Source organism: Allobosea sp. P5_A5 (assembly GCF_056400625.1).
The window spans coordinates 388922-414827 of the sequence record NZ_JBFUKY010000004.1 but is presented as its reverse complement, the minus strand read 5'-3'; the positions used below and the strand labels follow the sequence as shown (position 1 = coordinate 414827).

19 protein-coding genes are annotated in these 25906 nt (G+C 65.2%); 6 read left to right on the top strand and 13 right to left on the bottom strand.

Features of this window, described 5'->3' with window-relative positions:
* Positions 1–40: 40 nt before the first annotated feature.
* From AC1DR6_RS11535 to AC1DR6_RS11475, 13 genes are all read right to left on the bottom strand, one after another.
* Positions 41–1507, bottom strand: a complete 1467-nt coding sequence (locus AC1DR6_RS11535) for a polysaccharide pyruvyl transferase family protein (RefSeq protein ID WP_476829358.1) — start codon at positions 1505–1507, stop codon at positions 41–43.
* Positions 1504–2844 carry a protoporphyrinogen/coproporphyrinogen oxidase gene (locus AC1DR6_RS11530; RefSeq protein ID WP_476829357.1) on the bottom strand — a complete coding sequence of 447 codons (1341 nt, stop codon included), beginning with the start codon at positions 2842–2844 and terminating at the stop codon, positions 1504–1506. The genes AC1DR6_RS11535 and AC1DR6_RS11530 overlap by 4 nt, the downstream gene beginning before the upstream one ends.
* Positions 2845–2867: 23 nt before the next feature.
* Positions 2868–4040: a CDP-glucose 4,6-dehydratase gene (rfbG, locus tag AC1DR6_RS11525; protein ID WP_476829356.1), complete on the bottom strand. Its 1173-nt coding sequence runs from the start codon at positions 4038–4040 to the stop codon at positions 2868–2870.
* A gap of 81 nt (positions 4041–4121) precedes the next feature.
* Positions 4122–5450, bottom strand: a complete 1329-nt coding sequence (locus AC1DR6_RS11520; protein WP_476829355.1) for an NAD(P)H-dependent oxidoreductase — start codon at positions 5448–5450, stop codon at positions 4122–4124.
* Positions 5451–5478: 28 nt separating this feature from the next.
* Positions 5479–6048, bottom strand: a complete 570-nt coding sequence (locus AC1DR6_RS11515) for a dTDP-4-dehydrorhamnose 3,5-epimerase family protein (RefSeq protein WP_476829354.1) — start codon at positions 6046–6048, stop codon at positions 5479–5481.
* Between the two features lie 113 nt (positions 6049–6161).
* Complete coding sequence (locus AC1DR6_RS11510) at positions 6162–7616, bottom strand: lipopolysaccharide biosynthesis protein (protein WP_476829353.1); 1455 nt, start codon at positions 7614–7616, stop codon at positions 6162–6164.
* Positions 7617–7634: 18 nt separating this feature from the next.
* Complete coding sequence (locus AC1DR6_RS11505) at positions 7635–8285, bottom strand: PIG-L deacetylase family protein (protein WP_476829352.1); 651 nt, start codon at positions 8283–8285, stop codon at positions 7635–7637.
* Position 8286: 1 nt separating this feature from the next.
* A complete protein-coding gene (locus AC1DR6_RS11500) occupies positions 8287–9120 on the bottom strand; it encodes a glycosyltransferase family protein (RefSeq protein ID WP_476829351.1) in 834 nt (277 codons plus the stop codon).
* A gap of 48 nt (positions 9121–9168) precedes the next feature.
* Entirely contained in the window at positions 9169–10728 is a 1560-nt protein-coding gene (locus tag AC1DR6_RS11495) for a tyrosine-protein kinase family protein (RefSeq protein WP_476829350.1), read from the bottom strand.
* A 114-nt stretch (positions 10729–10842) separates the two neighbouring features.
* Entirely contained in the window at positions 10843–12204 is a 1362-nt protein-coding gene (locus AC1DR6_RS11490; RefSeq protein WP_476829349.1) for an O-antigen ligase family protein, read from the bottom strand.
* Entirely contained in the window at positions 12201–13214 is a 1014-nt protein-coding gene (locus tag AC1DR6_RS11485) for a glycosyltransferase family 2 protein (protein ID WP_476829348.1), read from the bottom strand. The genes AC1DR6_RS11490 and AC1DR6_RS11485 overlap by 4 nt, the downstream gene beginning before the upstream one ends.
* 40 nt (positions 13215–13254) lie before the next feature.
* Positions 13255–14565 (bottom strand): glycosyltransferase, encoded by a 1311-nt coding sequence (locus AC1DR6_RS11480; RefSeq protein ID WP_476829347.1) that lies wholly within the window; start codon positions 14563–14565, stop codon positions 13255–13257.
* Positions 14566–14584: 19 nt separating this feature from the next.
* Positions 14585–16039, bottom strand: coding sequence for an exopolysaccharide biosynthesis polyprenyl glycosylphosphotransferase (locus tag AC1DR6_RS11475; protein WP_476829346.1), 1455 nt, complete (start codon positions 16037–16039; stop codon positions 14585–14587).
* Between the two features lie 249 nt (positions 16040–16288).
* On the opposite strand from AC1DR6_RS11475, the gene AC1DR6_RS11470 reads away from it, so the two are divergent.
* The 6 genes from AC1DR6_RS11470 (at position 16289) to AC1DR6_RS11445 (ending at position 25874) form a co-directional block, all read left to right on the top strand.
* A complete protein-coding gene (locus AC1DR6_RS11470) occupies positions 16289–17101 on the top strand; it encodes a WecB/TagA/CpsF family glycosyltransferase (RefSeq protein WP_476829345.1) in 813 nt (270 codons plus the stop codon).
* An 11-nt stretch (positions 17102–17112) separates the two neighbouring features.
* Complete coding sequence (wecB, locus tag AC1DR6_RS11465; protein ID WP_476829344.1) at positions 17113–18366, top strand: non-hydrolyzing UDP-N-acetylglucosamine 2-epimerase; 1254 nt, start codon at positions 17113–17115, stop codon at positions 18364–18366.
* Complete coding sequence (locus tag AC1DR6_RS11460; RefSeq protein WP_476829343.1) at positions 18363–19556, top strand: glycosyltransferase family 2 protein; 1194 nt, start codon at positions 18363–18365, stop codon at positions 19554–19556. Before wecB ends, AC1DR6_RS11460 begins: the two co-directional genes overlap by 4 nt.
* Positions 19557–19950: 394 nt before the next feature.
* Complete coding sequence (locus tag AC1DR6_RS11455) at positions 19951–20553, top strand: hypothetical protein (RefSeq protein WP_476829342.1); 603 nt, start codon at positions 19951–19953, stop codon at positions 20551–20553.
* Between the two features lie 762 nt (positions 20554–21315).
* Entirely contained in the window at positions 21316–23460 is a 2145-nt protein-coding gene (locus AC1DR6_RS11450; protein WP_476829341.1) for a hypothetical protein, read from the top strand.
* A 125-nt stretch (positions 23461–23585) separates the two neighbouring features.
* Positions 23586–25874: a type I secretion system permease/ATPase gene (locus AC1DR6_RS11445; RefSeq protein WP_476829340.1), complete on the top strand. Its 2289-nt coding sequence runs from the start codon at positions 23586–23588 to the stop codon at positions 25872–25874.
* Positions 25875–25906 lie beyond the last annotated feature (32 nt).

Genomic DNA, 25906 nt, shown 5'->3' with positions numbered 1-25906 from the left:
CTCCGCTCCGCCGCACATCTTCTCCGCCCTCCCAAGGCCCTCAAATCTTTTCGGATAGCTTTTCCGTGCCTTCCAGAAACAGCTCGTCGAACTGCTGCGAGAGTTCGGTCTTGAAGACCGCCACGCGGCTCTCGATCAGCGCCTTGACGGCGTCCGCGCCGGCGACCAGCCGGTCGAAGCGCGCGGTGAGTTCCGCAGCGTCACAGCGCGATATGTCGAGGCAATACTCGGACAGGCCCAGCTCCCCCATCAGGTGCGTGACCTTGGGGTGCGGCGCTAGAGCGATGCTGGGCACGTTCAAAAGCGATGCGAAGACGACACCGTGAAAACGGCATGTCAGGTAGCAGTCCAGGCCGGACAACGCCGTGACCAGATCGCCGATGTCCGAGACGGCTTCGCGCGTGACCCGGCCGGGAGCAATCGCGGCATAGTCGCGGGCTATGGCGGACTCCAGATCGAGGATCGCCTGCGAGTCGAACCAGATGTCGCTGCTGAAGAGCTTAATCCGGTGTCCCCGCGCTAGAATGTCGCCGCAGAAAATGGCCAGGTTCGCGATCAGCCGACGATATCCCTCGCTATCGTCGACCCAGTGGCGGGAGGCATCGCCATAAGCCATCGGAGCGATGCCGATCACGAGGCCCGGCTGGGCTTCGTCGGGTTGCGCGACGCGGGTAGCCGGCAGCCGCAGGCTCCAGACCGCATCGGCGACAACCTTCATCCTGCCGGCGACACCGATCCTCCGCAGCAATTCCCCGGAGGCGCGATCACGCAACGACACGTAGTCTGACATCGCCAGCGTCCGCCGCACGAACCAGCGGCTGAGCCGAGAATCCAACGGACCCGCACCGCTGTTCAGGACGATGAAGCGAACATTGGCGCACTTTGCCATGAGCGCCCATTTGAACAGGGTGTAGGGAAAGGCCCAAGGCCCGCCCCAGTCCAGCAACTGGCCGCCCCCACAGATGACGAGCATGTCCATGTCGCAGAGCAGGATCATTGAGCGCCCTAGGAACAGCGCCTCACGGACGAAGTGCGCGGGCCAGGTGATCAGCAGGTGGCGCAAGGTATTGCCAACGCGAAACAGCGGCCCCGTCCTGCGCAGCAGGGCCTTCAGCCTTTCGATGGAGCTTGGCTGCTCGGTTGGCATCTCCTGCGCCGACCACTCGCGCTGAAACGGAAACACCCGCTGGCGCATCGGAAAGCTGGTGATGCCGTGGCGGCGCTCGGTGTCGTCCGGGTCCATCGACAGGGCGACCATCGATGACCCCGGCGACCGGCGCGTGATATTATCGAGTACCGACGCGATCGAGGCCTCATCGCCCAGGTTGCCGGTGCCGCAATGGGCCAGCAGCGCGATACGACCGGGCATGGGCAGCGCGGCATCGCGGGGCGCAGTGAGCCTTTCGCGCTCGCACCAACCCTGCTCGACCGGCCCGGCGCCTCCGAGGTCCATGTCGACCCCGAGGTCCATGTCGACCCCGAGGTCCATGTCGACCCTGCCGGTCACGCGGACAGCGCTCGCCGCGCAGGTTGCGAATTCGCGAGCCGGTCCAGTGCAGCACTGGCCGCAGCCTCGCCGCTCCTGAAACTCTCATCGGTCCACATATAACCCCAGTCGCCGTAGCGACCGCAGTAGGCGATGCCGATGTCGTCGAGATAGCCATGCACCGTGGCCAAGGCCTCGGACCGTTCCAGATCGAAGATCACATTGGCATAGGGCAGATACATGGCCTCGCTGCAGAGGATGCGGTCGTCGTCGCGCAGCAGCCCGCAGCGGCGCAGATCGGCGATGACGGGCTCGATCAGATCGCGAGGCTGGCCGGAGAACGGCCGGTATTTCGGCGAGAAATAGACTTCCGCCTGGATGCTGCCGGCGCCGGCGGGCGCGTTGTTGGGCGAGAGCATGTGCGGGAAGCCCAGCCGCGTGAAGCAGATGTCCTCGTCGTAGAAATAGGACATGTGGGCTTCCGAGATATCCGCCCGGTCCACCCCGATATTGACCAGCACGCAGGATGAGCAGGCCAGCCGGCGCGATGCCGCCAGCACGTCGGCCGGCACGCCCTGGATCATCGGCACCAGATCCGGCAGCGGCACGGACGAGATCAGCGTGTCGTAGCGGGTTCGGGCGCCGTTCGAGAAGGCGACCTCGTTGCTGCGCGGATCGATCGAGACCAGCGCGTGATCCAGTCTGATCTGGGCCGGCTGCACGAAGTTCCGCAGGAAGGACATGAAGCCGCCCTGCGTCGGATACCGGAAATGGGTGATGTAGTGGGTATTCGGTGCCGAGGCCGAGATCGCACCGCGCAGCACCTCCTCGAGGCTCGGCCGATAGATGCGGGGCCCCAGCCAGTCGGTACTCATGTTTTCGGCCGAGGTTAGGTGGTATTTGCGCGTGTACTGCTCGGGGAAGAGTTCAGCGAAGCTCCTGCCAAAGCTCGAGATCAGCCAATCGTGGTAGTTCTCGATCGGCCGGTCGGGCTTCTGGCGCTCCTCGACGAAGTCGGCGATGATTTTGACGACCACCTCTTCCGGCAGCCCGTTGAGGTGAAGCTGGACCGGATGCTGCGGCCAGTAGCCCCGCCAGTAGTTGTTCAACTTGATCTGAACCGTCTCGTAGTGCTGGTCCACACTCTCGGCAAAGAGGTCCTGAACGCGCTCGTCCTTCGTGAACGAGATGTGCGGGCCGACGTCGAAGACGAAACCCGGCTCGTAGCGGAACGACTTGGTGTGGCCGCCATAGCGGGCATTTTTTTCGTAGAGGACCGGCGTGACGCCCTCTTGCCTGAGACGGTGCGCGGCTCCAAGGCCGGCCATTCCGGTTCCGATGATGACAGCGTTCGGCATGGCAGCATTCCTTTGCCATCTATTCAGCTTACGGAGCGGGCATCCGCGACGGACAGGCGAAACTCGGTGTCCGGCGCCGTCTTGACGCGCCTTGCCGCAGCGGCGCTCGCCTCGGCGTCGTCCTGGAGAAGGTATTCGTAGCGCTCGATCTGCCGGCGCGTCAGGGACTGCAGATCTTTGCCGGCCTGGAAGGCTTCGTACCATTCGACGATCCAGAGCAGGCTCTGATCGAGCTGGAGCACCGGCCGCCAATCGAGGAGCGTGCGCGCCTTGGACGTATCGAGGCGCAGCAGCTGCGCTTCGGCGGGATGCACCGCTCCGTCTTGCGTCCAGGAGGCGCCCTCGCCCCAGGACGCGGCGAGCTTGTCGGCGATCCATGAGACCGGCCGCGCATCCGTTTCAGCCGGCCCAAAATTCCAGCCGGAGGCGAATGCGGCGCCGTCCTGTGCCAGCCTTTCGCATAGCAGCAGGTAGCCGTGCAGCGGCATGAGGGCGAATTGCCAGGGCCTGATCGCGCCGGGGCTGCGGATCCGGCAGGGTCGCCGCTCGAGGAAGGCCCGCATCAGATCGGGAATGAGCTGGTTGGCCGTCCAGTCGCCGCCGCCGATCGCGTTTCCGGCGCGGGCGCTCGCTAAGGCTACGCCGTGCCTTGCGAGCTGCTCAGGCTGGAAATAGGAGTCGCGATAGGCGTTGCCCACCAGCTCGGCACAGCCCTTGGAATTCGAATACGGATCATGCCCGCCCATGGGGTCACTCTCGCGATAACCCCAGACCCATTCGCGGTTCTCGTAGCACTTGTCGCTGGTGACGTTGACCACCACGCACGGGCGATCGAGCCGGCGAACGGCTTCCAGCAGGTGCACCGTGCCCATGACATTGGTGGCGTAGGTTTCGACCGGCTCGTCGTAGCTTTGGCGCACCACCGACTGGGCGGCCATGTGAATGACGACATCGGGCCGGCACGCGGCGACCGCGGCACGCAGATGCTYAAAGTCGCGAATGTCGCCGTGGATCGAGCGGACGCAATCCCCCACCCTCGCCTGCTCGTAGAGGCTGGGTTCGGATGGCGGCTCCAATGCATAGCCGGTGACGTCCGCGCCCAGCGCATCCAGCCACAGGGTAAGCCAGGACCCCTTGAAGCCGGTATGGCCGGTGACGAAGACCTTGCGGTTTTTCCAGAAGGCGCGGTTCAACATGGCCGGACAGACCCCGTTGCAGTGAAGGGCGGCAGCGGCAGCGCAGTGCGCCGATTGTTGCTGGATTGTTGCCGGTGCATCTCAAGCGTCCGCTTCGGCGAGCACACGCGGTCGCGCCGCAATGGAAGGAAGCTGCGGCCACCGCATTTGCTGCTCGCGCCAAAGCGCATCGGCCCGGCGCCCGGCCGGAACGAGGACATCCGCGAAGGAGACGACCTCATCCCTGCGCTTGTCCCGCAGGAGCACGCAGTCCTCGGAGAGCCCGATCGGCAGCGCGTCGATGGCTCGCACCTCCGCCGTGTTCTCGATGAGGCCGTAGGCGCAGAAACCGCCGATGCCGTCCAGCCGCTCGCCGGCCTTGAGATCGCGCTTCGCGATCGTCACGACCTCGCACACCGGCCCGGCCAGCGGCGCGACCGTCGCGTCGTTCTGGATGACGGCGCGCGCGATGGTCGAGGCGATCTGCAGATGCGGCAGATGGAACGGCGTGTAGAAGACGTAGAAGGGTCCGTCGCCCAGCTTGTAATAGGCGAGCTGCGCCTGTTTCAGCGGCGCTTCCTCATGGATGACGACGAAAGCGCCGGTGTGAGGGGCGGCACCCAGCGCGTAATCGACGAGGCCGGTCTCCAGCATCGCCTCCGCCGGCAACCGATGCGCGACCTCGCGCACATCCTGACAGGCCGGACCGTACATGCCGCGGCGCCCGGCGCGGAACCCGGTCGCGTTGGCGAGCACGGTGGTTTCCATGGAAAGCTTGGTCGCATCGGCGAAGGATGTGACCTTGCGCGGGTCCTGATCGTTCTTCTCGGCGAAGGCGCGCTGGGTGTCGGGATTGCGATAATAATCGACCATCCCCTTGATGTTTCCGGCCGCCACGGGGCGCAGCCCAAGTGTCCGCAGGTAGCGCAGCAGGGTCATGGCGACGCCGGGCTCATCGCCGTCGGTATTGGTGAGGACAACGCCGGCTTCACGTGCCCGCTCGTTCAGAATGGGGCCGATCAGGGAATCGAGTTCGGCATTGACCATCACGACATGTTTGCGATGGGCGATCGCGTCCAGAACCACGGCCGCTCCGGCTTGGACGGTGCCGGTGACCTCCAGGATGATGTCGATCGCCTCGCAGCCCGTCAGTACGGACGGATCCTCGGACACGACCGCCCTGCCCTGGGCGATGATCGCGGCGGCGTCATGCGCAGAGGTCACATGGCGCCAGTCCGCGATGCCCGCCTCGCGGAAGGCACGTTCGGCATTCGCCAGCGTGCGATTGGCGATGCCGACCAGCCTGATCCCCGGCACTGGGGTGCCAAGCTGCAAGGCGATGGCGCGCCCTGTGGCGCCCGCTCCGACCATGCCGACGCGGATGGGGCGCCCAGCAGCTTCGTAGTCCCGCAACACCATATCCAGGGACATGCGTCATTCCTTTTTGGTGCGAGCAGGATCAGGCCGAAAGGCGAGCTTCCGGCAGGGCCAAGACCGGGGCTGGATTCAGCAGGGGCCAATTGCGGTCGAGCTCGGAGATTTCGCTGACTGCAAGGGGCCAGGCAATGTCGAAGACCGGGTCATCGAAGCGCACGCCCTTCGCGGCGGCCGGCTCGTAGAAAGCCGAGGTCATGTAGTGCATCTCGGTATCGGCCTCGAGCGTCTGGTAGCCATGCGCGCAACCCTCGGGCAGATAGAGCATGCAGCCATTGTCGCCGGTGAGCTCGACGCCGTGCCAGGCGCCGTATGTCGGCGATTCAGGCCGCAGGTCGAGGACGACATCGAACATCGCGCCTCGGGTGCAGCGCACGAGCTTGGCCTCGCAGGCCATCCCTTCCTGAAAATGCATGCCGCGAAGCGTGCCGCGCTTTCGGCTGAGGCCCATATTCGCCTGGACGGGATCGAAGGCGATGTGGTTCTCGGCGAACTCCCTGACGCACCAGCTCCGCATGAAACGGCCGCGCGCATCGGCATGTGGTGCAGGCTCGATCACCATCGCACCTTGGACGCTTGTCTTGATGAAATGCATCTCAGCCCCCGATGCAGGCACCGCACTCTAGAAATGGTCCGGGAGGGGGCTCGTTCCGGCGCAATCCGCCCTAATGAGCGCTTGCGCAGCGGCAGAGTCTTCGCCCGAAAACGTCAGGCGGAAGGCGCGGCTTTCGCGGCCCGGAAGAGGTCGAGATAGAGCGCCTCCCGGCCCGCGATCAGCATCAGGGCCGCGAGATAGGCCGTGCCGAACGAGCCGACATCAAGCAGCAGGCGGAGCGCCGGCGACAGGGTCGGGGCGAGCAGGCTATGCACCGCAAACCCGACGATGGAGGCGAGCGCGCAGGCAGCGAGCGGCCTGACCAGCGCCCCGGCGAAGTCCCGGACCTTCACGCCCGTGCCGCGCAGGGCCCAGACCGCAACCGGGACTAGCTTCAGCACCATGACCGAGGAATAGGCCAGGGCGACGCCACGGGGACCATAAGGCAGGCCGATCAGGATGCCCGCGACCATGACCGAGGCGGAAAACAGCCCGATATGGACGCTTCGCTTCACCAGCCCCAGCGCCGTCAGCAGCCACCCGAGCGGACTGGAGATCGCGAAGACCAGGATCGTCGGGGCAAGGATCCGGAAGATCTCGATCGCGCTCGTCCATTTGGGGCCGAGGATCACCACGATCAAATCGTCGGCATAGAGCCCGCAGACGACGGTCAGGGGCAAGGTGAGGGTCACAACCAGCGAGTACCCTTTAAGGAAGTAGCGCCGCAGGCGATCGAGGTCCTCGCGGGTGCGCGACAACGCCGCGAACGCAACCTCTCCGATCGTCGTGTTGAGGTTCTCGGTCGGGAAATTGATCAAGTAGAAGGCACGGCTGTAGAGCCCCGTGGCCTCCGTGCCCCAGACGCGGCCCAGCAGCAGCTTGTCGATATTGATCGTGATGTAGGATAGGAAGCCCGTCAGCGTCGCGCCGCCGCCGAAGCGCAGCATCGCACGCATGCCGGAGACGAGCCGGGGGCGACCCGGTACCCAGCCGGTCGACAGCCACAGGCCGATGGTGGTGGCGAGCGGCATCGTGATGGTCATCGAGACGATCGCCCAATAGCCGTAGCCGGCCGTCGCCATCCAGACCGAAACGGCCGTGGCGATCACCAGCGAACCGATCTCGATCCTTGCCGAGGTGCCGAAGGACATGCGCCGCTGAAGCAGAACGCCGTGCTGGACGCCGGCCGACGTGATCAGGAAGGTGAAGGCGATGACCTGCATGATCGGCAGCAGTCGCGGCTCGCGATAAAAATTCGCCACCATCGGAGCGGCGATGATCGCGATCAGAGTCAGCAGGGCTCCGAAGAGCAGGTTCAGCCAGAACAGTGAGGAGGATTCGGCCTCGCTGAGGGTGTCGCGCTGGATCGCAGCCTGGAACAGCCCGAAGCAGCCGAACATGTTCAGCACCCCAGTGAAGGCCGTCACCATCGTGACCAGGCCGTAATCCTCGGGCGTGAGCAGCCGGCCCAGAACCATCAGCGCCATGATCCGGATGAGGAAGCCGAGCCCGCGCGAGCCCACATTGATCAACCCGGCGCGGACGGTCCGGCTCTTGAGGTCCTGCATGTCGCCCCCGGTCGCCGCTCAGAGCAGCAGCTTGCGGGCATAGAAGGCCTCCGCATAGCCGCTCGGTGAATTGCATTCCATTCCGCGCAGTCGCATCAGAGCCATGAAGGTCGAGCGATCGAACCAGTGCTTGCCGCTTTGTGATTTGAACGCGTCGAGAATGATGTCTACCTTCTTTTCGCAAGTTTCGGCCGCGAGCGCACAGAAGGCGTTGGGCTGCCCAAGATCGCCGTCGTATTTCGGAATTTCATATTCGAGGATCAGATGGCTGCGGAACGTGTTCCAGGCCAGCTCGGCAATGAGCCGGTGGTCCTGATGCGCGTCGTGGCGATTATGCGTGAAGACGATGTCGGGCGTGATCTCCCGCTTCAGATCCTCGAACGCGTTTTTGATATCGGCCCCCGCGAACGGCATGTAACCGTCCCGAAAGTCCTTCAGGACAAGGCGCTGAATCCGCGCCGGACCGAGCAGTTGCCGGACTGCGCTTTCAGCCTCGGCCGCGCGTACCCCGGTCGCGCTGAACACGACCCAGTGGAACACCGCGTCCGGGTGCTCCGCCGCAAGCTGCAACACCGTGCCGCCACAGCCGATCTCGATATCGTCGGAGTGGCAGCCCAGACACAGTACCTGCAACGGGCCGGAGGCACCGTCCGGCTTCAGGCGCAGCACTTCAGGCGACCTGGATCAGCGCGATATCCGACTGAACCGGAGCGGGGTATGGGATCGGCGGGCTGTCCTTCCACACCTTCCAGGGGGGATTGGTGTCGTGCAGCTCGTCGAGGCGCTGCTTGTCCTTGAACGTATCCATGCACTGCCAGAACCCGGTGCACTTATGGGCCAACAGCGCCCCCTGCTGGATCAGCCGCGCGAACGGTTCCCGCACCAGCTCGTCGCCGGGGTTGATGTGGTCGAAGATCTCGTTGCGGAAGACGAAGAAGCCGCCGTTGATCCAGATGTCGGAATGAGCGAGCGCGGAGACCTCCGCGACCCTGCCCTCCGGCGTCGTCCTGATCATGTCGAAGCTCGCGGTGGGCTGCACCAGCAGCAGCGAACCGACCGCATCGCTGCGCTTCATCTCGTCGATCATCGTCGGCAGATGCAGGTCGCTGAGGCCGTCGCCGTAATTCGCCAGGAAGTACTCGTCGCCTTGCAGATAGGGTTCGACCGCCTTCAGCCGCTCGCCGATCGTCGCGTGCAGGCCGGTTTCGACGAAGGTGATGGTCCAGTCGTCGCTGTCGCGGTTGATGAAATCGATCTTGCGGCCGCCGCGCGACCAGACGAAGTCGTTCGAGATCGACTCGTCGTATTTCAGGAAATAATCCTTGATGGCGTAGCCCTTGTGGCCCAGGCACAGGATGAAGTCCTTGTGGCCGAAATGGGCGTAGTACTTCATCAGGTGCCAGAGGATCGGGCGCGAGCCGATCTGCACCATCGGCTTCGGCACATCGTCGACATAGCCCCGCAGCCGCATTCCGGCGCCACCGCAAAACAGCACGACCTTCATGGAAGCTCTCCTCTGGCGATGTCCGGCCGGACGGCCGGGGAATGCGTTTCAGGCAAAACTCTTGGCTCGCAGCACCGGTCCCGGCGCTTGGGCCTGCCGGGGCGCGGCCTCGCGCTCGGCCATGTTGAGGATGGTCCCGATGAACCGGGGCCGCGCCTGCCCCGCCGAGCGATAGGCCTGGCGGATCAGCCCGGACGCCGTTGCGCCCGATCTCGCTACGAGGATGAACCCGTCGAGTGAGGCAGCGGCGGCGCGGACCTGCGGACCGGCCACCAGCGCGGGCAGATCGACGATCACGACGTCATGGGATTGATCAGCGGCTCGCACGACCTCGGCGAGCAGATGACCCGGCATCAACGCGTCGCTCGCGGCGAAACGCTCGGCGAGTGGCAGAACATCGAGGCCCGGCTGCATCGGGACGATTCCACCGAGAACATCGCCGTGCCATTCGGCACCCGGCGAAGGAGGATCGACCGACAGGCTCGCAGCCCAGCGCGAGAGCGAGGGATTGTCCTGCGCCGCATCGACCAGAAGGACGCGCCGACCGGCCGCCGCCGCGGCCTTGGCCAGGGCTATAGCGATGGTCGTTGCTCCCTCGCCCGGCACGGCCGAAGTGATGCCAATCACCTGGACGCCGCAAGGGGCCATCTCGCGCAATGCGTCGAGAGCGCGACCGGGAACAGGGCTGTCCGATCCAAGCAGGCGCTGAGCCGCCGCGTCCTCCGACCAGGTATCGATGCCGGAAAACCGCGGTACGCTCCCCAGGCATTCGAGCCCGAGGACGAATTCCATCTGGCGCTCATTGCGGATCGTATCGTCACCGAGGTCGAGCAGCAGCGCCACGGCACCGGCAACGCCAAAGCCGAGCAGCGCCGCGCTGGCTAAAATCAGGGCTGCCGGCGGTCCATCCTTCCGGATCGGTGGTTCGGCCTCGGACACCACCTGCGCGCTCGGGCCGAGGCTCTGATAGATCTCGCGAAGGGTCGGAGCGCGCGACGATGCGGCATCCGACGCACGCGCCCGCTCGAGCAGATAGGTCCGCGCCACGGCATTGACGATCCGCGCGGCCTTGACCGGATCGGAGGTCTGGCAGCTGACCGTGACCATATGGCTCGTTCCGACCTGCCGGACGGCAAGCTTGCCGCGCAAGGCTTCCAGCGCGGCATTGAGACCCAGTGTTTCAGGCTGGGGCCCCCGCAGAGGCCGCGAGGCGGTCTCTGTGCCCGGCGGCATAGACGGGGCTGCGAACTCGGCATCATCCGTCAGTTGCAGGGCCTGCACGACCTGCGTCAGGACATTGCCGGAACGCAGAAGCTCGATCTGGTTTTGCACCATCGGCAGATCTGCCCGCCCGGGCAGGATCGCCTGATCGGGGCCGGTCAACACCTGCCGGATGTAGATCAACAACTGGCTCGACGCGGTGTATTTGGCCGGCCGCAGCGTCACGAAGAGCGCGGCAAGCAACAGCCCGGCGAGCGTGCCTAGGACCATCAGCGATGTGTGGCGGCGCAGGCTCGCCAGGCCGAACGAAGCCCGGGGACGAACCTCGATCCGGCGCTCGATCGGTTCCGAGCGATGGATGATCTGCGGGCGGGTTCTCGTATCCATCGGCGGTGGAGGTCCAATCCCGAGGCGGCGGCCGTCGAAGCCGATTTCAGCGGCTTCGCAAAGGGAAAATGCCGCGCGGTCGATCGCCGTTCCTGCGGCTTGCCGAGGCGTTCGTCAGCCAGACTTTGGCAGGAGACTTTCGGTGTCGGCGTCGTCGCCGGTTCGCTCGTCCTGGCCGCGGATCCAGGCATAGATCGTCCCCATCACGAACCAGAAATACCAGTTGAAGGAGAGGTAGAAATGCATGTTGTCGGAATAAGATTCGAGCAGATAGCTCACCAAAACGCATGAGGCGACCAGCAGCCCCGGCGGGTCGCGCCGCCAGCCCTTCACCAGCATCCAGACGATGCAGCCGAACAGCCAGGCGATGCTCACGAGCCCGGCAAGGCCGAGCTCGAATCCCATCTGCAGATAGAAGTTGTGGCCATCGATGCCTTCGGGCCCGATCAGAGGGAAAAAGCTTGGTGTCGCTGGCTTGAACGAGCCGAGCCCATGACCAATCCAGGGCTGTTCCAGAGCCTGGGGAAGAGCGGATTCCCACAGCGCCTGCCGCCAGACATAGGAATTCAGCCTCGTGCTCTCGCTCAGCTGGGCGAAGCTGTCGACCTCGGTCGCTGCCGTGACGTCCGTTAGTCGTTCGAGCAGGCTCGGATTGGCGGCGAAGAGAAGCGGCACCAGCAGCAGCCCGGCCAAAAACCGCCGGTCGATCCGGAGCGCATACACCAGCATCATCACCCCGCAGACTCCCCAGGCGCTGCGTGTCTTGGTCAGCAGCAAGAACATCAGCAGCAAGGGGATGTAGAGCGTTACCAGACGGCGGATCGCCGGCGAGACATCAAGGCCGCGTGAAGCCCTAACGTACAGCGCCAGGCCCAGCATCAGCACGAGGTAAAACGCATAGATGTTGGGATGGGAAAATGTGCTCTGGAGGCGGAACTCGGCGAGATCGGAAAGGCCGCGTGCAATGTCGACGAAGGCATAGAGCGACGGAACGACCGAGGATGCGATGACCAGAAGAACGAGCCGCGACAGATCCTGCCCCGATCGCAGGATGAAGAACGGCAGCGTGAAGAACGCCCAGTAGGACAACAGGACGAAGGCGAGCCGCGCCGCACCGGCAAAATCGGGGGCATAGAGCGTCGAGGCGAAGGCCGCGAACAGGAACGGCCCCCAGATCGCCAGCACGGGGAATGGCGCCCTCAAAGGCGACAGCAACAGAAAGAGCCCCGCGATCAGGATCGCCAGGACGTTGAAAACCGCTCCCGCTCCCATCGAGGCGGCGCCGGCCTCTCCGCCCAACAGGTTGAAGACCGGATCGGCTGACGCCCGCGTCAGCAGAATAGCGACGACGACCGTCCCGAGAATGTCGCGGAGCGCGTCGAGATTGGCTTCCCGCACCGAGCGCGTCGGGTGGCCCTCGCCATCGCGACGCAGGAGGGCTTCGCCGCTTCGTATGGATGCGACGGGAAAACTCATGCCTCCAACCCCTCGCTCGCGGCCCAGGTGTCGGGCCGATGCGCGGACGGGCTAAGCTGGTGTCGCAGCGGCTGCAGCCACCGCTCGGCCTCCCGGCGCCAGGACTCGGGCACCGCCGCCGAAGCCCTGATCTGGCCGATCCGGTCGGTCAGTCGTGGCGCGATCGATGCGGCAGCCGCCCGCGGCAGCTCGCGCCAGCGGCCATGGCGAAAGGCCAATCCCCAGAAGATGGCGGCTGCGCGCCGGCCTGCACCAGCCCGTAGCAACTGCCTGGCCAGATAGCGCTCGTGCCCGGCCTCGTCGATCGCGACGCCGGCCGCTGCGGCCAGCGCGCGATAGCGCCGGGCAATGATCTGGCGCCCTTCACGCATAGGCTCAATGATCATCGACAGGGATTGCGGGCCGAGGCGATAGGCGATCAGCGGCCGATCGACCGCCGTCAGCGGCGAATGCTGCGCCAGCCTGATCCAGAGGTCCCAGTCCTCCGAGCCTCGCAAGGCAGGATCGAAGCCGCCGACCTCGCCGATCAGGCTGCGTTCCGCAACGACCGTCGAACCGGTGGGGATCCGGTTGCTTTGCAGCAGGCGCGGCAGAATCTCGCCGCCTTGGACATGGTGGTGCCCGACCATGTCGAGCTTCTCGTTCACCACTGCCACGCCCGTACAGGACCACCGCGCCCGATCACGCCGCATCGCCGCGAGCTGCGCGGCGAGCTTGTCGGGCGCCCAGAGGTCGTCATCGTCGCAAAACGCGACCCAGCGCCCGCGCGCTTGGGCGATGCCGGCGTTCCGCGCTCCCGAGACGAAGCGCGGCTGCGCATGATGGACGACCCGGACGCGCTCATCCCCCGCCGCCAGCCTGTCGAGCCAGGGACCGGTTCCGTCGCTCGACCCGTCATCGACAACGATCAGCTCAAGCGCCGCATCCTGCTGACCGAGGATCGAGCGCACGGACTGCGGCAGCAGCAGGCGTCGATTATGCGTCGGCACGACTACGGATACGTCGATCATTCGCCATCTCCGCATGCGGCGGCCGTCCGGGGGCGGGGGCTCATCCCTTGGCCCATCCCGGACGACCGGTGCGCAGGGCCATCAGCTCTCCCATTCCGGGTCCGCGATAGCCGTCGGTTTCGGCGGCTTCTCCGACAGGCGCGGCGGCCGATCGATGATCCCTGAACAAGGCCGCCAGTTTCTGCACTTCACGCGCGATATCGTGTTGCGCCTGAACCCGCGCGCGGCCCGCCGATCCCATCGCACCGATGACCGAATCCGATGCGTCGAGGCATTGGCGGATCGCGCCCGCGAGCTGCTCTGCGCTGCCGGCCGGAACCAGCCAGCCGCATTCGCCCTCCGCGACCAGCTCCGGAATGCCCGCGATATAGGTCGCGATGACGGGGCGGCCGAGCGCCAGCGCTTCCATCAGCACGACCGGCAGCCCTTCCGCGAAACTCGGCAGGACGAGCGCCCTCGCCTCCCGGATGGCGCGGCGGACCTCGGCATTGCTCATCCAGCCGGCGAGATCGACTTTTCCCTCCAGCCCGAGATCCCGGATGCGGCGCTCGATATCTGGCCGCAGCGGCCCGTCTCCGGCCAGCGTCAGTTCGAACGGCACTCCCGCGCGCGCCAGAATGGCAAGCGCCTCGAGCAGAACGAGGTGCCCCTTCTGCTCGCTCAGGCGGCCGACGGCGACGAGCCGGTTTTTCGGGACGGTGCTCGACGGTTCGCTTGCCAGGAAATCGGCGTCGAGGCCGCAGCGGACGAGCTTGATCTTGCTCCACTGCTCCGCCGGGATCCATCGGCAAAGCTGGCTGCCGGTGAAAGAGCTGACGACGCAGACGAACGCCGCGTGCTCCACCTTGGCGGGCAGGCCGAGATATTCCGGCCGGTCGAACTCGTCGGGTCCGTGAACCGTGAAGCTATAGGGCACCCCGGTCAGCAAGGAGCACAGCATCGCGACTTCAGCGCCGTTGGTGCCGAAATGCGCGTGGATGTGCCCGATGTTTTGCTGCGTGACCCATCGCGCCAGAACCAGCGCTTCGGCGAGATAGGCGAGATGAAGCGGCGCCGGCCGGCTGGAGCGCCGCATCATCGCGAAGGTCATCCGCAACGCCCGAGCCAACCGAAGCGGCCGGCGGATCAGCGCCGCAGCGAGGCCCGTGACGAATTGAAAGAGGCCGCCGTCGAGAATGTAGCGGGTGCGGCCCTGCTCCGCGATGTCGTCGGGATCGACAAGTGTACGGCCCTTGCCCCTCAGTGAGGTCCGCACGACGGAGATGCCGTGGCGTTCGAGCTCGCCGATCTCGCGCCGGATGAAGGTGTGGGACACCGCCGGGTATTCCGAGGCGAAATAGCAGACGCGCATCGGGCTCTCCGCATGAGGCTCAGTACGCATTGAGGCGCGCCCGCTTGGAGAGAACGGTCGCGACCAGGATCTTGAGGTCAAAGAAGAAAGACCAGTTGTCGACGTAGTGCAGATCGTGCTCGATGCGTTTTTGCATCTTCTCGAAGGTATCGGTTTCGCCGCGCAGGCCGTTGACCTGCGCCCATCCCGTGATGCCGGGCTTGACGTTATGGCGCCGGAACATCCGGTGGATCTGCTCGGCGAACATCTTGTTGTGGGCCAGGGCGTGTGGCCGGGGGCCGACGAGCGACATGTCGCCGCGCAGGACGTTCAGGAGCTGGGGCAGTTCGTCGATATTCGTGCGCCGCAGCACCCGCCCGACGCGGGTGACGCGCGGATCGTTCCGGACAGCCTGGCTAAACTCGTCCCTGGCGTCGTCCAGGCAGCTCATGCTGCGAAATTTCAGCACCTGGATCGGCTCGTTGTTGAAGCCGAGCCGCATCTGCCTGAAGAGCACCGGCCCCCTTGTCTCGATTTTGATGAGCGCTGCGACGATGAGCAGAAAAGGCCACAACAGCATCAGCATCGTGGCGGCGACCGCCAGATCGAAAGAGCGCTTCAGGAAGCGGTCCCGCACCGAACAGGGGCCGCAAAACAGTTCAAGCACCCGCAGATGCCCGTAATGACCGACGCGGCTGCGCTGCATCAACTCGGCCAGCCCGACCGGCAGCAGCTGGATCCGGACCGGAAGCTCCGACAGCGTCTCGACCGCGCTCGAGACGCTGTCCATGTTGTCGGAACCGAACAAGATGAGCACAGCGTCGATCGGCAAAACGCGGCATTCGCTCCTGATCGCTGAAAGTTGTACCCGCGATGAGGCACCTCCTCCGGAACCATCCGTCAAGGCCGGCACATCGTACCAACGCAGGATATGCTCGTGCCGCGCGGCCAGTCTCGCGCGCATCTGGGCGGCGCCGCGCGCCCCCGGCATAACCAGCACCACCATGCTTTCGCGGCGCCAATGGCCACGCGCACGGGTCATCTCGACGACCTGTTTCAGCACCTGGCGGGTGACGACCTGCGCGGCCAGCGTTGCGAGCAGCTGCGTCAGGAACGTGCCCCGGGAATAGGCGCCCAGGCTGTTGGCGAGGTAGCCGGCGGTCAAAAGAACCACGAACGAAAGACAAAGCGCAGCCGCTCCGCGCGAACCGCTCTGCGCATTCCATTGCGGCCCCAGCAGATCGTATTGATCATCCGCGATGCAGAAGGCGCCGTAGAGCACCGCCAACGCGATCGAGGCCTGCACATAGTCGATCCGGAAGAAAAACACGCCATAGGCCGCCGCCGTATAGGCGATGAAGGCGCCATAGGCGCAGGCGGCGATCACGGACATCTCGACGGCAGCGACGACAACAGTCCAGAACACCTGCGTCAGATGAACCGGTGCGCTTGCTGGCAGGTCTCGCTCTTGAGACGGAATGGCGTTGGTCGACATTGGCTCACCGAGGGTGCCGTTTTTCTTCTCGGTCTTCTCGGGCGCGCACCGTCGGTTTTTCTTCTGCAAATCGTCGAACGACTGCAGAGCGCCGCTGAGATCGAACGAAATATTTCATGCCCGAACCAAATTCACGATCAGGCCATTGATTCCCCATGACGGCATCCGCTCCGGCATCGGCGATCTCTCGCTCGTGCCCTGCGCTTCGACCTGCCGTCCCCGAATGACGGTTTGCGCCCGGGGGATCCAATGCCATCAGCGACTGCCGCCTATCACGAGCACGGTCGGGTGCCGCCGAGCCACATTCAAATCCTGAACGGTCGTTTCGACAGGTTTTCCGCCACGGAGACTGTCGATGCGCTGATGTCGGCGATCCAGGCCGGCGAACGCGGCGTCCTCGCGACGGTCAATGTCGCGATCCTGATGATGATGCGCTCAGACCCGGGGCTTCAACGCTTCGTCGACCGGGCTCGCTGGACGGTGGCCGACGGGCAGCCACTCGTCTGGGCCTCCCGCCTGCGGCAGAACGCGCTTCCAGCGCGCGTCGCGGGGATCGACCTCATCGATCAGCTCTGTGCGCGCGCCGCGCAGGACGGTATCGGCGTCTACTTTCTCGGTGCTGATGCCGGCACGGTCGGCGCCACAGTCGCAGCCTTGCAAAACCGGCATCCCGGGCTCGACGTCCGAGGCTATGCCGATGGTTATTTCGGGCCGGAGCAGGCCGCGGCGAGAGCCCGAGCGATCGCGGCAAGCGGCGCGAACATCCTGTTCGTGGGCATGGGAGTGCCCCGCCAGGAAAAGTTCATCGAGCAGCAATGGGACAGTCTCGGCGCGCAGATTGTCATCGGCGTCGGCGGTAGCTTCGACGTGATCGCGGGTCGCCGGCGGCGTGCCCCGGCTTTCCTGCAGCGCGCAGGGTTGGAATGGGCGTTCCGGCTAGCGCAGGAGCCGCGCCGCCTGTTCCGGCGCTATCTCGTCACCAACTCGCAGTTCCTCGGGCTGATATCCTGGAGCGCCATCGCCCAGGCCACCCACGCTCGCCGTGCAACGCCGCAGCCTTGAGCGAGACGGACATGGCTCAGCGCAAACGAATTCTCGTGGTGATGGGGACACGGCCGGAGGCGATCAAGCTCGCTCCGCTCATTCTCGCGGCCCAGGCCGATGCCGAGCGCTTCGAGGTTCTGGCAGTGCGGACCAGCCAGCATCGGGAGATGCTGGATCAGGTCGTGAGCTATTTCGACCTGCCGATTTTCGCCGACCTCAACGTCATGCGGAAGGACCAGGGCCTGACGCATATTACGACGGCGGCGCTCGAAGGGCTCCAGCAGATCATCGCCAATGTCCGGCCCGATGTCGTCGTCGTCCAAGGCGACACCACCACGAGTTTTGTCGGGGCCCTGGCCGCGTTTTACGAAAATGTGCCTGTTGCGCATGTCGAAGCGGGCTTGCGGACCTATGACAAGCGCGCGCCCTTTCCCGAAGAGGTCTATCGCCGCCTGACCAGTGTCATCGCGGATTATCACTTCGCGCCGACCGAGACGTCGCGGTTGAACCTGCTCAAGGAGAATGTGCCGGCCGAAACGATATGGGTCACCGGCAATACGGCGATCGACGCGCTGCTTTTGACGCTGGCGAAATCAGCGCCGCGTCTGGCGCCTGCATCCGCGCCGACCCTCCTGCTGACCACGCATCGGCGCGAGAACCATGGCGAGCCGATGCAGCGCATCTGCGAGGCTGTATTGATCCTGCTGCAGGGTTTCCCGGAACTGCGGGTCGTCTGCCCGGTCCATCTCAGCCCACGCGTCAGACAGGTGGTCGGTCCGATGCTCGGCTCGCACCCACGCGTCTCGCTGATCGAACCGCTGGGCTATGAGGACTTCGTTCTGGCGATGCACGGCGCCCACATCATCCTGTCCGATTCCGGCGGTGTGCAGGAGGAAGCTCCCGCCCTGGGCAAACCTGTCCTGGTGCTGCGCGACAGCACCGAGCGCCCGGAGGCCATCGAGGCCGGCACGGCGCGGCTCGTCGGGACCGATGTAGCGACGATCGTCGATGCCTGCCGGCAGCTGTTGACGGACCCCGATACCTATCGCGCGATGGCGCAGGCCCGGAACCCCTTCGGCGACGGCCATGCCTGCGAACAGATCCTCGACGTTCTGGCCCGCACGCTGACCTCCATCGACGGTCGCGATGTCGCCATCGCTCCAACGACCGGGGGCTTTCCGCCGATGCGGGCGCCCGCGGCGGATGAGGTTCTCCAGGCCGCGATCGCGGCGGGGTCGGTGGCAAAGCGGCCTGCGAAACGGCCGAGGTCGTTGCCGTCGTGACGGCCATCGCGGACATCGCCGCCGTCGTTTTGACTGGCGCTTGCCTGCTGGCAGCGATCCCCGTCGTTTTTCTGGCCGTGCAAATCGCTAGCACCCTGCTGCCGGCCCGCCGGTCTGCCGGGGCGGCGGCATCGTCCGATCGCCCGCGTGTCGCGGTGCTGATGCCGGCCCATGACGAGGAAGCCAGCGTCGCGCGCAGCATCGGCTCGATCTTACCGCAACTCGGACTTGCCGACCGCCTGCTGGTCGTTGCCGACAACTGCACCGATGCCACGGCAGAGGTCGCCCGGCGCGCCGGAGCAGAGGTCACCCTTCGGCAGGACGCCGCTCGCATCGGAAAAGGCTACGCCCTGGCGCATGGCTTCAGCGCACTTGCAGCGGACCCACCAGACATCCTGATCGTCGTCGATGCCGATTGCGAGGTCGGCCCCGGTTCGCTGGTGCTGATCGCCAACCGCTGCCGGGCGGCCGGGCGCCCCATACAGGCGCGCTACGTCATGCTGCCGCCCCTCGCGCCAAGCGCGGCGGACAAGATTTCGCAATTGGCCTGGACCCTCAAGACCTTCGTGCGGCCGCTGGGATCGGATCGGTTAGGATGGCCTTGTCAGCTGATGGGTTCGGGAATGGCGCTGCCTTACGACGCGTTACGCCAGTTCGAACTCGCGACGGGGCACCTCGCGGAAGACCAGAAGCTGGGCGCGGATTTCGCCCTCGCCGGCCTGGCGCCACGCTTCTGCCCCGACGCGGTGGTCACGAGCCGCCTTCCACAGGGCGACCGAGGCAAGCGGCAGCAGCGCACGCGCTGGGAGCACGGGCATCTGGCGGTGATCGCAGATTTCCTACGTCCGCTGGTTCGCCATAGCGTTAGGATCCGCAGCGCGAGCCTTCTCGCCTTCACGCTGGACCTGTGCATCCCGCCGCTGACGATGCTGGCGATGTCGCTGATCCTGCTTCATCTGACCTGCTTCGCCGCCCTCGCCTGTCTTGGCATCGCAGGGCCGCTGATGCTGTCGACAGCCCTGCTGGTAGGTCTGGTGACCGCGGTCGCCGTGGCATGGTGGCGTTTCGCGCAGCAGATCATCTCCTGGCGCGAGCTTGTAGCCGGCCCGGGCTATTGTCTGCTCAAGCTGCCATCTTACGCACGCTTCGTCCTCGGCCGCCGCATCGGCTGGATTCGGACGGAACGCTGAGATGAGCGATCGGTGGCCTGAGGCACCGCTGGAGAACGCCCTCGCGCGCCGTCATCTCCGACCCGCCCTGCGGCACGCTCTCCGAAGGATGGGCGGATTTGCAGCACTCACGGTTATTGCAGGGTGTTGGGGTCCGGCAGTGTTCGCGCAGAGTGCTCCAGCTGCGGAGGGCCCCCGGCAACCCTTCGCCCTGGGCCAGCGGCCCTTCACACCGACCTCGTCCTGGAACACCCCGATCCCAGCTGAAGCGACCTTCGAGGCCATTCCCTGGCCGGCCGACGCGCGTTTTGGTGTCGCGTGGAGCAGCTATTCGCCTGCCGTTCATGCGAGTTCACCGACAGCCCCCCTCGTTACGATCGAGCATCCAGCGAGCTGGGGGCGGCCAGCAGGTACGGTGCGCATTCGTCTCCCCGCCGACATTGATGGCGCCGCCGGGACCGATGGCGAACTGCTCGTGATCGATGGCGACCTCGTGCATAATTTCTGGCAGTTCAGGCGCCTGGGGCCTCATCAGGCGAGCGCCCAGTCCTATGGCGTGGCGAACCTCGCCGATGATACCGGCTGGGGTGTCGCGATCCCTTTCCTTGGCGCAGGGATCGTCGCCGCGGGCTCGAGCCAATTGGCCGGCCTTCTGGTTGAGGCCGAGACCGGTCGGGGCGAGATCGCCCATGCCCTGCAGATCGCGCTCGACGAGGCCTATGCGAGACCGGGCCATGTCGGCGAGGCGATCAGCGGCGACGGGCGCAACCCCCATGGTCTCCTCAAGGAAGGCGAGCGGCTCGCCATCCCCCCCGGCACCATGATGCCGACGGGACTATCGCCGCTCGGACAAAAGGTCTTCCGCGCCTATCGCCGCTATGGCGGCTACATCGTCGACGTCGCCGGCGGGGTGACCAACCTGCGGGCTCAAGCCAATGTCTATGACGAGGCGACAATCGCGGCCCTGCGGGCAGACCTTGGCCGGATTTCGCCATTGCTTCAGCGTGTGAAGCGATAGATCTCGCCTAGGCGTTGCTGCTGCGGGCTTATCGATTTCTGATCCGCACGGTCGATCGTGGACTTTGCCGCACCGATACGATGCGGTTCCGCAACGTCCGGCCGGTTGCCGGGGACCTGCGATCGCCGCCAGTCCTCCCATGAGCCCTCCCGATCCCCTGCCATAAACGTGGCGGCGCGGCCATGCGACCCGGCCGTCCACAGGCTATCCACAATGATCGCGCTGATAAATGACTGAATTGTATGATTAATTTTCAAGTTAATAAAAATTCTTTGGCAACATACTTCAAACACTATATCTCAGCATCTTCGCTCGTGGATGGAACCACGATTCGCTGCTCGATGCGGCGAGGCTCCATCTAGCGACCGCGATCGTGCAGCGTGCCTGGCTATTGGCTGCAATCGACGGAACGCGAGGCCTACCGGCTGGCCTACCCAAAATCCCCTACGCATTCCTTCTGTATAAACCGAGGATATCAGGCATATGACCTTACTCGAAACACGGCCTTTTTCTGCCTCTTCGAGTTGGAATACTGCAGTAAAATCCGATGCAGCTTTCACGAAACTCAACTGGCCATCTTCGACGGGGTATAATTACAGCGTCGCATGGGATAGCTATTCACCAGCAGTCTACGTTGCCTCTAATTCAGACCCGCTAGTACAGGTTACGTATCCGCCCGGATGGGGCTATCCCGGCGGCACCGTCAGCGTCCACATGCCAACCGCCGCGAACGGCGCCGCAGGCACCGATGGCGAGCTAATCGTGATCGATGGCGACGTCGCCTATAATTTCTGGCAATTCAACCGCACCGGCACGAATTCGGGATCGGCCGCGTCCTTTGGAGCGGAAAACATCGTTACCGGCGATGGCTGGGGCAGCAAATCCCCCTTTCTGAGCGCAGGCATCACGGCGGTCGGGGCGAGCGAGCTTGGCGGCCTCGTCGTCAAGGACGAGACCAACGACGGCTCGATCGACCACGCGCTGCAGCTCGTCGTCGACGCGAAGCTCGTCCAGTCGGGCATGGTCGGTCAGGCGATCTCCAGCGACGGCAGCAGCGCTTCCGGCATCGTCAAGGAAGGGCAGCTTTTGGCGATCCCGCCGGGCACGCCGATGCCGGCCGGGCTCTCAGCCCTCGGGCAGCAGGTCTTCACGGCCTTGCAGAAATACGGGGCCTATGTGGTCGATGTCGCCGGCGGCACCACCAATATCCGCGCCCAGTCGAATGCTTTCGACGATGCGACGATGACGTCGCTCTGGCATGACATGGGCAACATCACGCCGCTGTTGCAGGGCGTCAGCGGCGGCACGACCTCTGGGGAAACCGGCGGCGGGGCGACCCAGCCTCCGGTCACCACGCCCCCCGTCGTGACCACACCTCCGCCCGTCACCAGCCCGCCCGTGACCGCCCCCCCGGTAACCAGCCCGCCTGTCACCACGCCGCCGGTCACCTCGCCGGCGACCGACACGGCTAAACCGACGCTGCAGTGGATCGCGGCCAACGGTCCCGGCCTGGTCAATGGCGGCGGCACCGTCCGGACCGGCGATACGGTTCGGCTGACGCTCAAGCTCAGCGAGGCCGTCACCGTTACTGGCACACCGACCCTGGGATTGAACGACAGGGGCGTCGCGCGTTATGTCAGCGGCACTGGCACCGATACCCTGCAGTTCGATTACAAGGTCGCAGCCGGTCAGAACACCGCCGATCTTGCCATCAGCAGCTTCGCCCTCTCCGGGGTGAAGGATCTGGCAGGCAACGTCGTAAATTTGGCAGGCGCGCCGCGCCAGCCGGCCGGGACTTTGGTGGTCGATACCAAGGCCGCCCCCGTCAACCCGACCGCGCCCGCTACCCCGCTTGATACCACCGCTCCGAAGGTCCAGTGCGTTGCCGCGAGCGGTGCAGGCATCAGTGACGGCCATGGCAAGGTCGGGGCTGGCGACACGGTTCGACTGTCCGTGAACTTCAACGAAGCTGTGACCGTGACGGGGACACCCACCCTGTCGCTCAACAGCGCCGGGACCGCCAAATATGTCGGCGGTGCCGGCACCAACACGTTGCAGTTCGACTACGCCGTCAAATCCGGGGAGACAGCCGCCGATCTCGAGATCGCCGGTTACAATCTGAACGGCGTCAAGGATCGCGCCGGCAACGCCGTCGATCTGCGCGGTTCGCCGCATCAGCCGGGTGGCGTTCTGGCGGTCGGGACGGCGCAAGCGAGCGACCCCACTGCCCCGCAGGTCCGCTGGATTTCGACATCCGGCTCCAGCATCCGGAACGGTCACGGTGTCGTCAGCGCCGGCGACACGGTCTGGGTGTCCGTGAACTTCGATGAGGTCATGACGGTCAGCGGCAAGCCGAACCTGTCGCTGAACAGCAACGGCACCGCCCAATACGTCAGCGGCTCAGGGACCAATACGCTACAGTTCAAGTATGTGGTCGGCGCCGGCCAGACGGCGCCGGATCTCGAGGTCTCCGGTTATCATCTCGACGGCGTCACCGATCGTTCCGGCAAATCCGTCAATCTCGACGGCGCGCCGCAACAGCCCGGTGGCGTGCTGCGGGTCGATGGCGGCGGCTCCCTGGCCAAGACCTCCAGCCTGCTGGCCGAGCCCTCAGCCTCGACTGAGGGGTTGGCTGCAACCTCGGCTTCGAAAAGCTGGACTGCCGGCTCGTCATCTGTCGCCGCGATGACCGATCCGGCTTTCGCGAGCAACCGGACGCTGGGCTATTCCAGCGGGAACGACAATGCCGTCGCGGCCGCCGCCCCTGGCCTTGAAACAGCCAAGCTCGGCTTGCTCAGCCAGTATGCGGCGTCGAGTTTCGCCACGGCTGCGCCGACCTCCACCGGCGCTTCCGCCACGGCGACATGGGACGCATCCGCCCAGACGCTCACCAAGCCGCAAGGCTGAAACGAGCGAAAAACACCACGTCAACGAAGGCGCCGTCCCGGCGCCTTCGCCCTGTCAAAGATTAGCGTTGGACGCGTCGGGTTCGTGAGCACGAGTTCTCTTGTTGCGCCTGCGTCAACCTACACATGCAAGGGTGCCGGAGATTGGAAAATCCCGACAACGATGCCCATCCCCGGCCTGACGACGGCCTGACCGCGCTGATTTTCATCCTGCGCGGACAAGGCGTCAGCGTCGTTCCCGAACAGATCAAGCATCAGTTCCCCGGTCGGCGGATCGGCGTGTCCGAGATGGTTCGCTGCGCGAAGGGCCTCGGCCTGAAGGCGCGCTGCATCACCACGAACTGGGAGCGGCTGGCCAAGACGCCGCTCCCGGTGATCGCCGCGCTGCGGAACGGCAGCTTTCTGCTGCTCGGGCGCTGTGGCGACGACCAAATCCTCGTCCAGGCACCAAATGCGCCGCGACCGGTCATGATGTCGCGCGCCGAGTTGGAGGCCGTCTGGGACGGCCGGCTGGTAATGATGACGAAGCGCGCGACGCTGACGGATCTGGCGCGCCGTTTCGACATCACCTGGTTTATGGGCGCGATCCACAAATATCGCTGGCTGTTGGGCGAGGTCCTGCTGGCATCTTTCTTCCTCCAGCTCTTCGGCCTGATCTCGCCGCTGTTCTTCCAGGTCGTGATCGACAAAGTGCTGGTGCATCGGAGCATGAGCACCCTCGACGTGCTGGTGGTGGGGCTTGTCGCGATCGCGCTGTTCGAGGTCGTGCTGGGTGCTCTGCGGACCTATCTGTTCTCGCACACAACGAACCGCATCGACGTCGAGCTCGGCGCCCGGCTGTTCCGCCATCTGCTCGCGCTGCCGATCGGCTATTTCCAGGCGCGGCGCGTCGGCGACTCCGTCGCGCGGGTTCGGGAACTGGAGAATATCCGCAACTTCTTGACCAGCTCGGGGCTGACGCTCGTCATCGACCTGTTCTTCACGGTCGTCTTCGTCGCCGCACTGTTCTTCTATTCGCCGCTGCTGAGCTGGATCGTGCTGGCTTCGCTGCCGCTCTACATCGCGATCTCGGTCGGTGTGACGCCGCTGTTTCGCCGCCATCTCGACGAGAAATTCGCTCGCGGCGCCGAAAACCAGGCGTTTCTGGTCGAAAGCGTGACGGCGGTCGAAACGCTCAAGGCGATGGCGATCGAGCCGCAGATGCAGCAGCGCTGGGAGGAGCAGCTCGCAGCCTATGTCGCAGCCAGCTTCCGGGTCCTGAGCCTGGGCAATATCGCCAGCCAGGCGGTGCAGTTCATCAGCAAGCTGGTCACAGCCGCGATCCTGTACATGGGCGCCAAGCTGGTCATCGGCGGCGAGCTGTCCGTGGGCGAACTCGTCGCGTTCAATCTGCTGGCGGGGCGCGTGAGCGGGCCGGTGCTGCGGCTCGCGCAGATCTGGCAGGATTTCCACCAGGCGCGATTGTCGATTGCAAGGCTCGGAGACATCCTGAATACGACGCCGGAGCCGGCCTATAATCCTAGCCGGACAGCGCTGCCTGCCATTCGCGGCGACATCGCCTTTGAGCATGTCACCTTTCGTTATCGGATCGACGGGCCGGAAATCCTCCATAACGTCAGCCTCGAAATCCCCGCAGGCCAGATGATCGGGATCGTGGGACCGTCCGGCTCCGGAAAGAGCACGCTGGCGAAGCTCGCGCAGCGGCTTTATGTGCCGGAAAACGGGCGTGTGCTGGTCGATGGCGTCGATGTTGCCCAGATCGACCCATCCTGGCTGCGGCGCCAGATCGGCATCGTCTTGCAGGACAATATCCTGTTCAACCGCTCGATCCGCGACAACATCGCCCTGGCCGACCCCGCTTTGCCGGCCGAGCAGGTGATCGCGGCAGCGCAGCTCGCCGGCGCGCACGAATTCATCCTGAAGCTGCCGGAAGGCTACGACACGATCGTCGGCGAGCGAGGCGGCAGCCTATCGGGCGGCCAGCGGCAGCGCATCGCGATCGCGCGGGCGCTTGCTACCGATCCGCGCATCCTGATCTTCGACGAGGCGACGAGCGCGCTGGATTACGAGAGCGAGCACATCATCCAGCAGAACATGGCGCAGATCGCCCGCTCGCGCACGGTGCTGATCATCGCCCATCGTCTCTCGACCCTGCGGATGGCCGATCGCATCGTTACCATCGAAGGCGGGCGCCTGACCGAGGACGGCACGCATGAGCAGCTGATCCGAAACGGGGGCCGCTACGCGACGCTGCACCGTCTCCAGTCGGGTTTGGCGGAGGCTGCGCCGCAGGCAGGGGGCCGGGCCGATCCATGGCCGGCGGCCGGGGCTTCTGTCGGTTCGCGGGCCCGCCAGGGCTCGGCGGATGCCTCCGAATTCCCATCGCATGAGCCTCACCGAAAGGCGGCCGGATGACCGTTGTTTCCATCACGCCGGACATCGGAAAT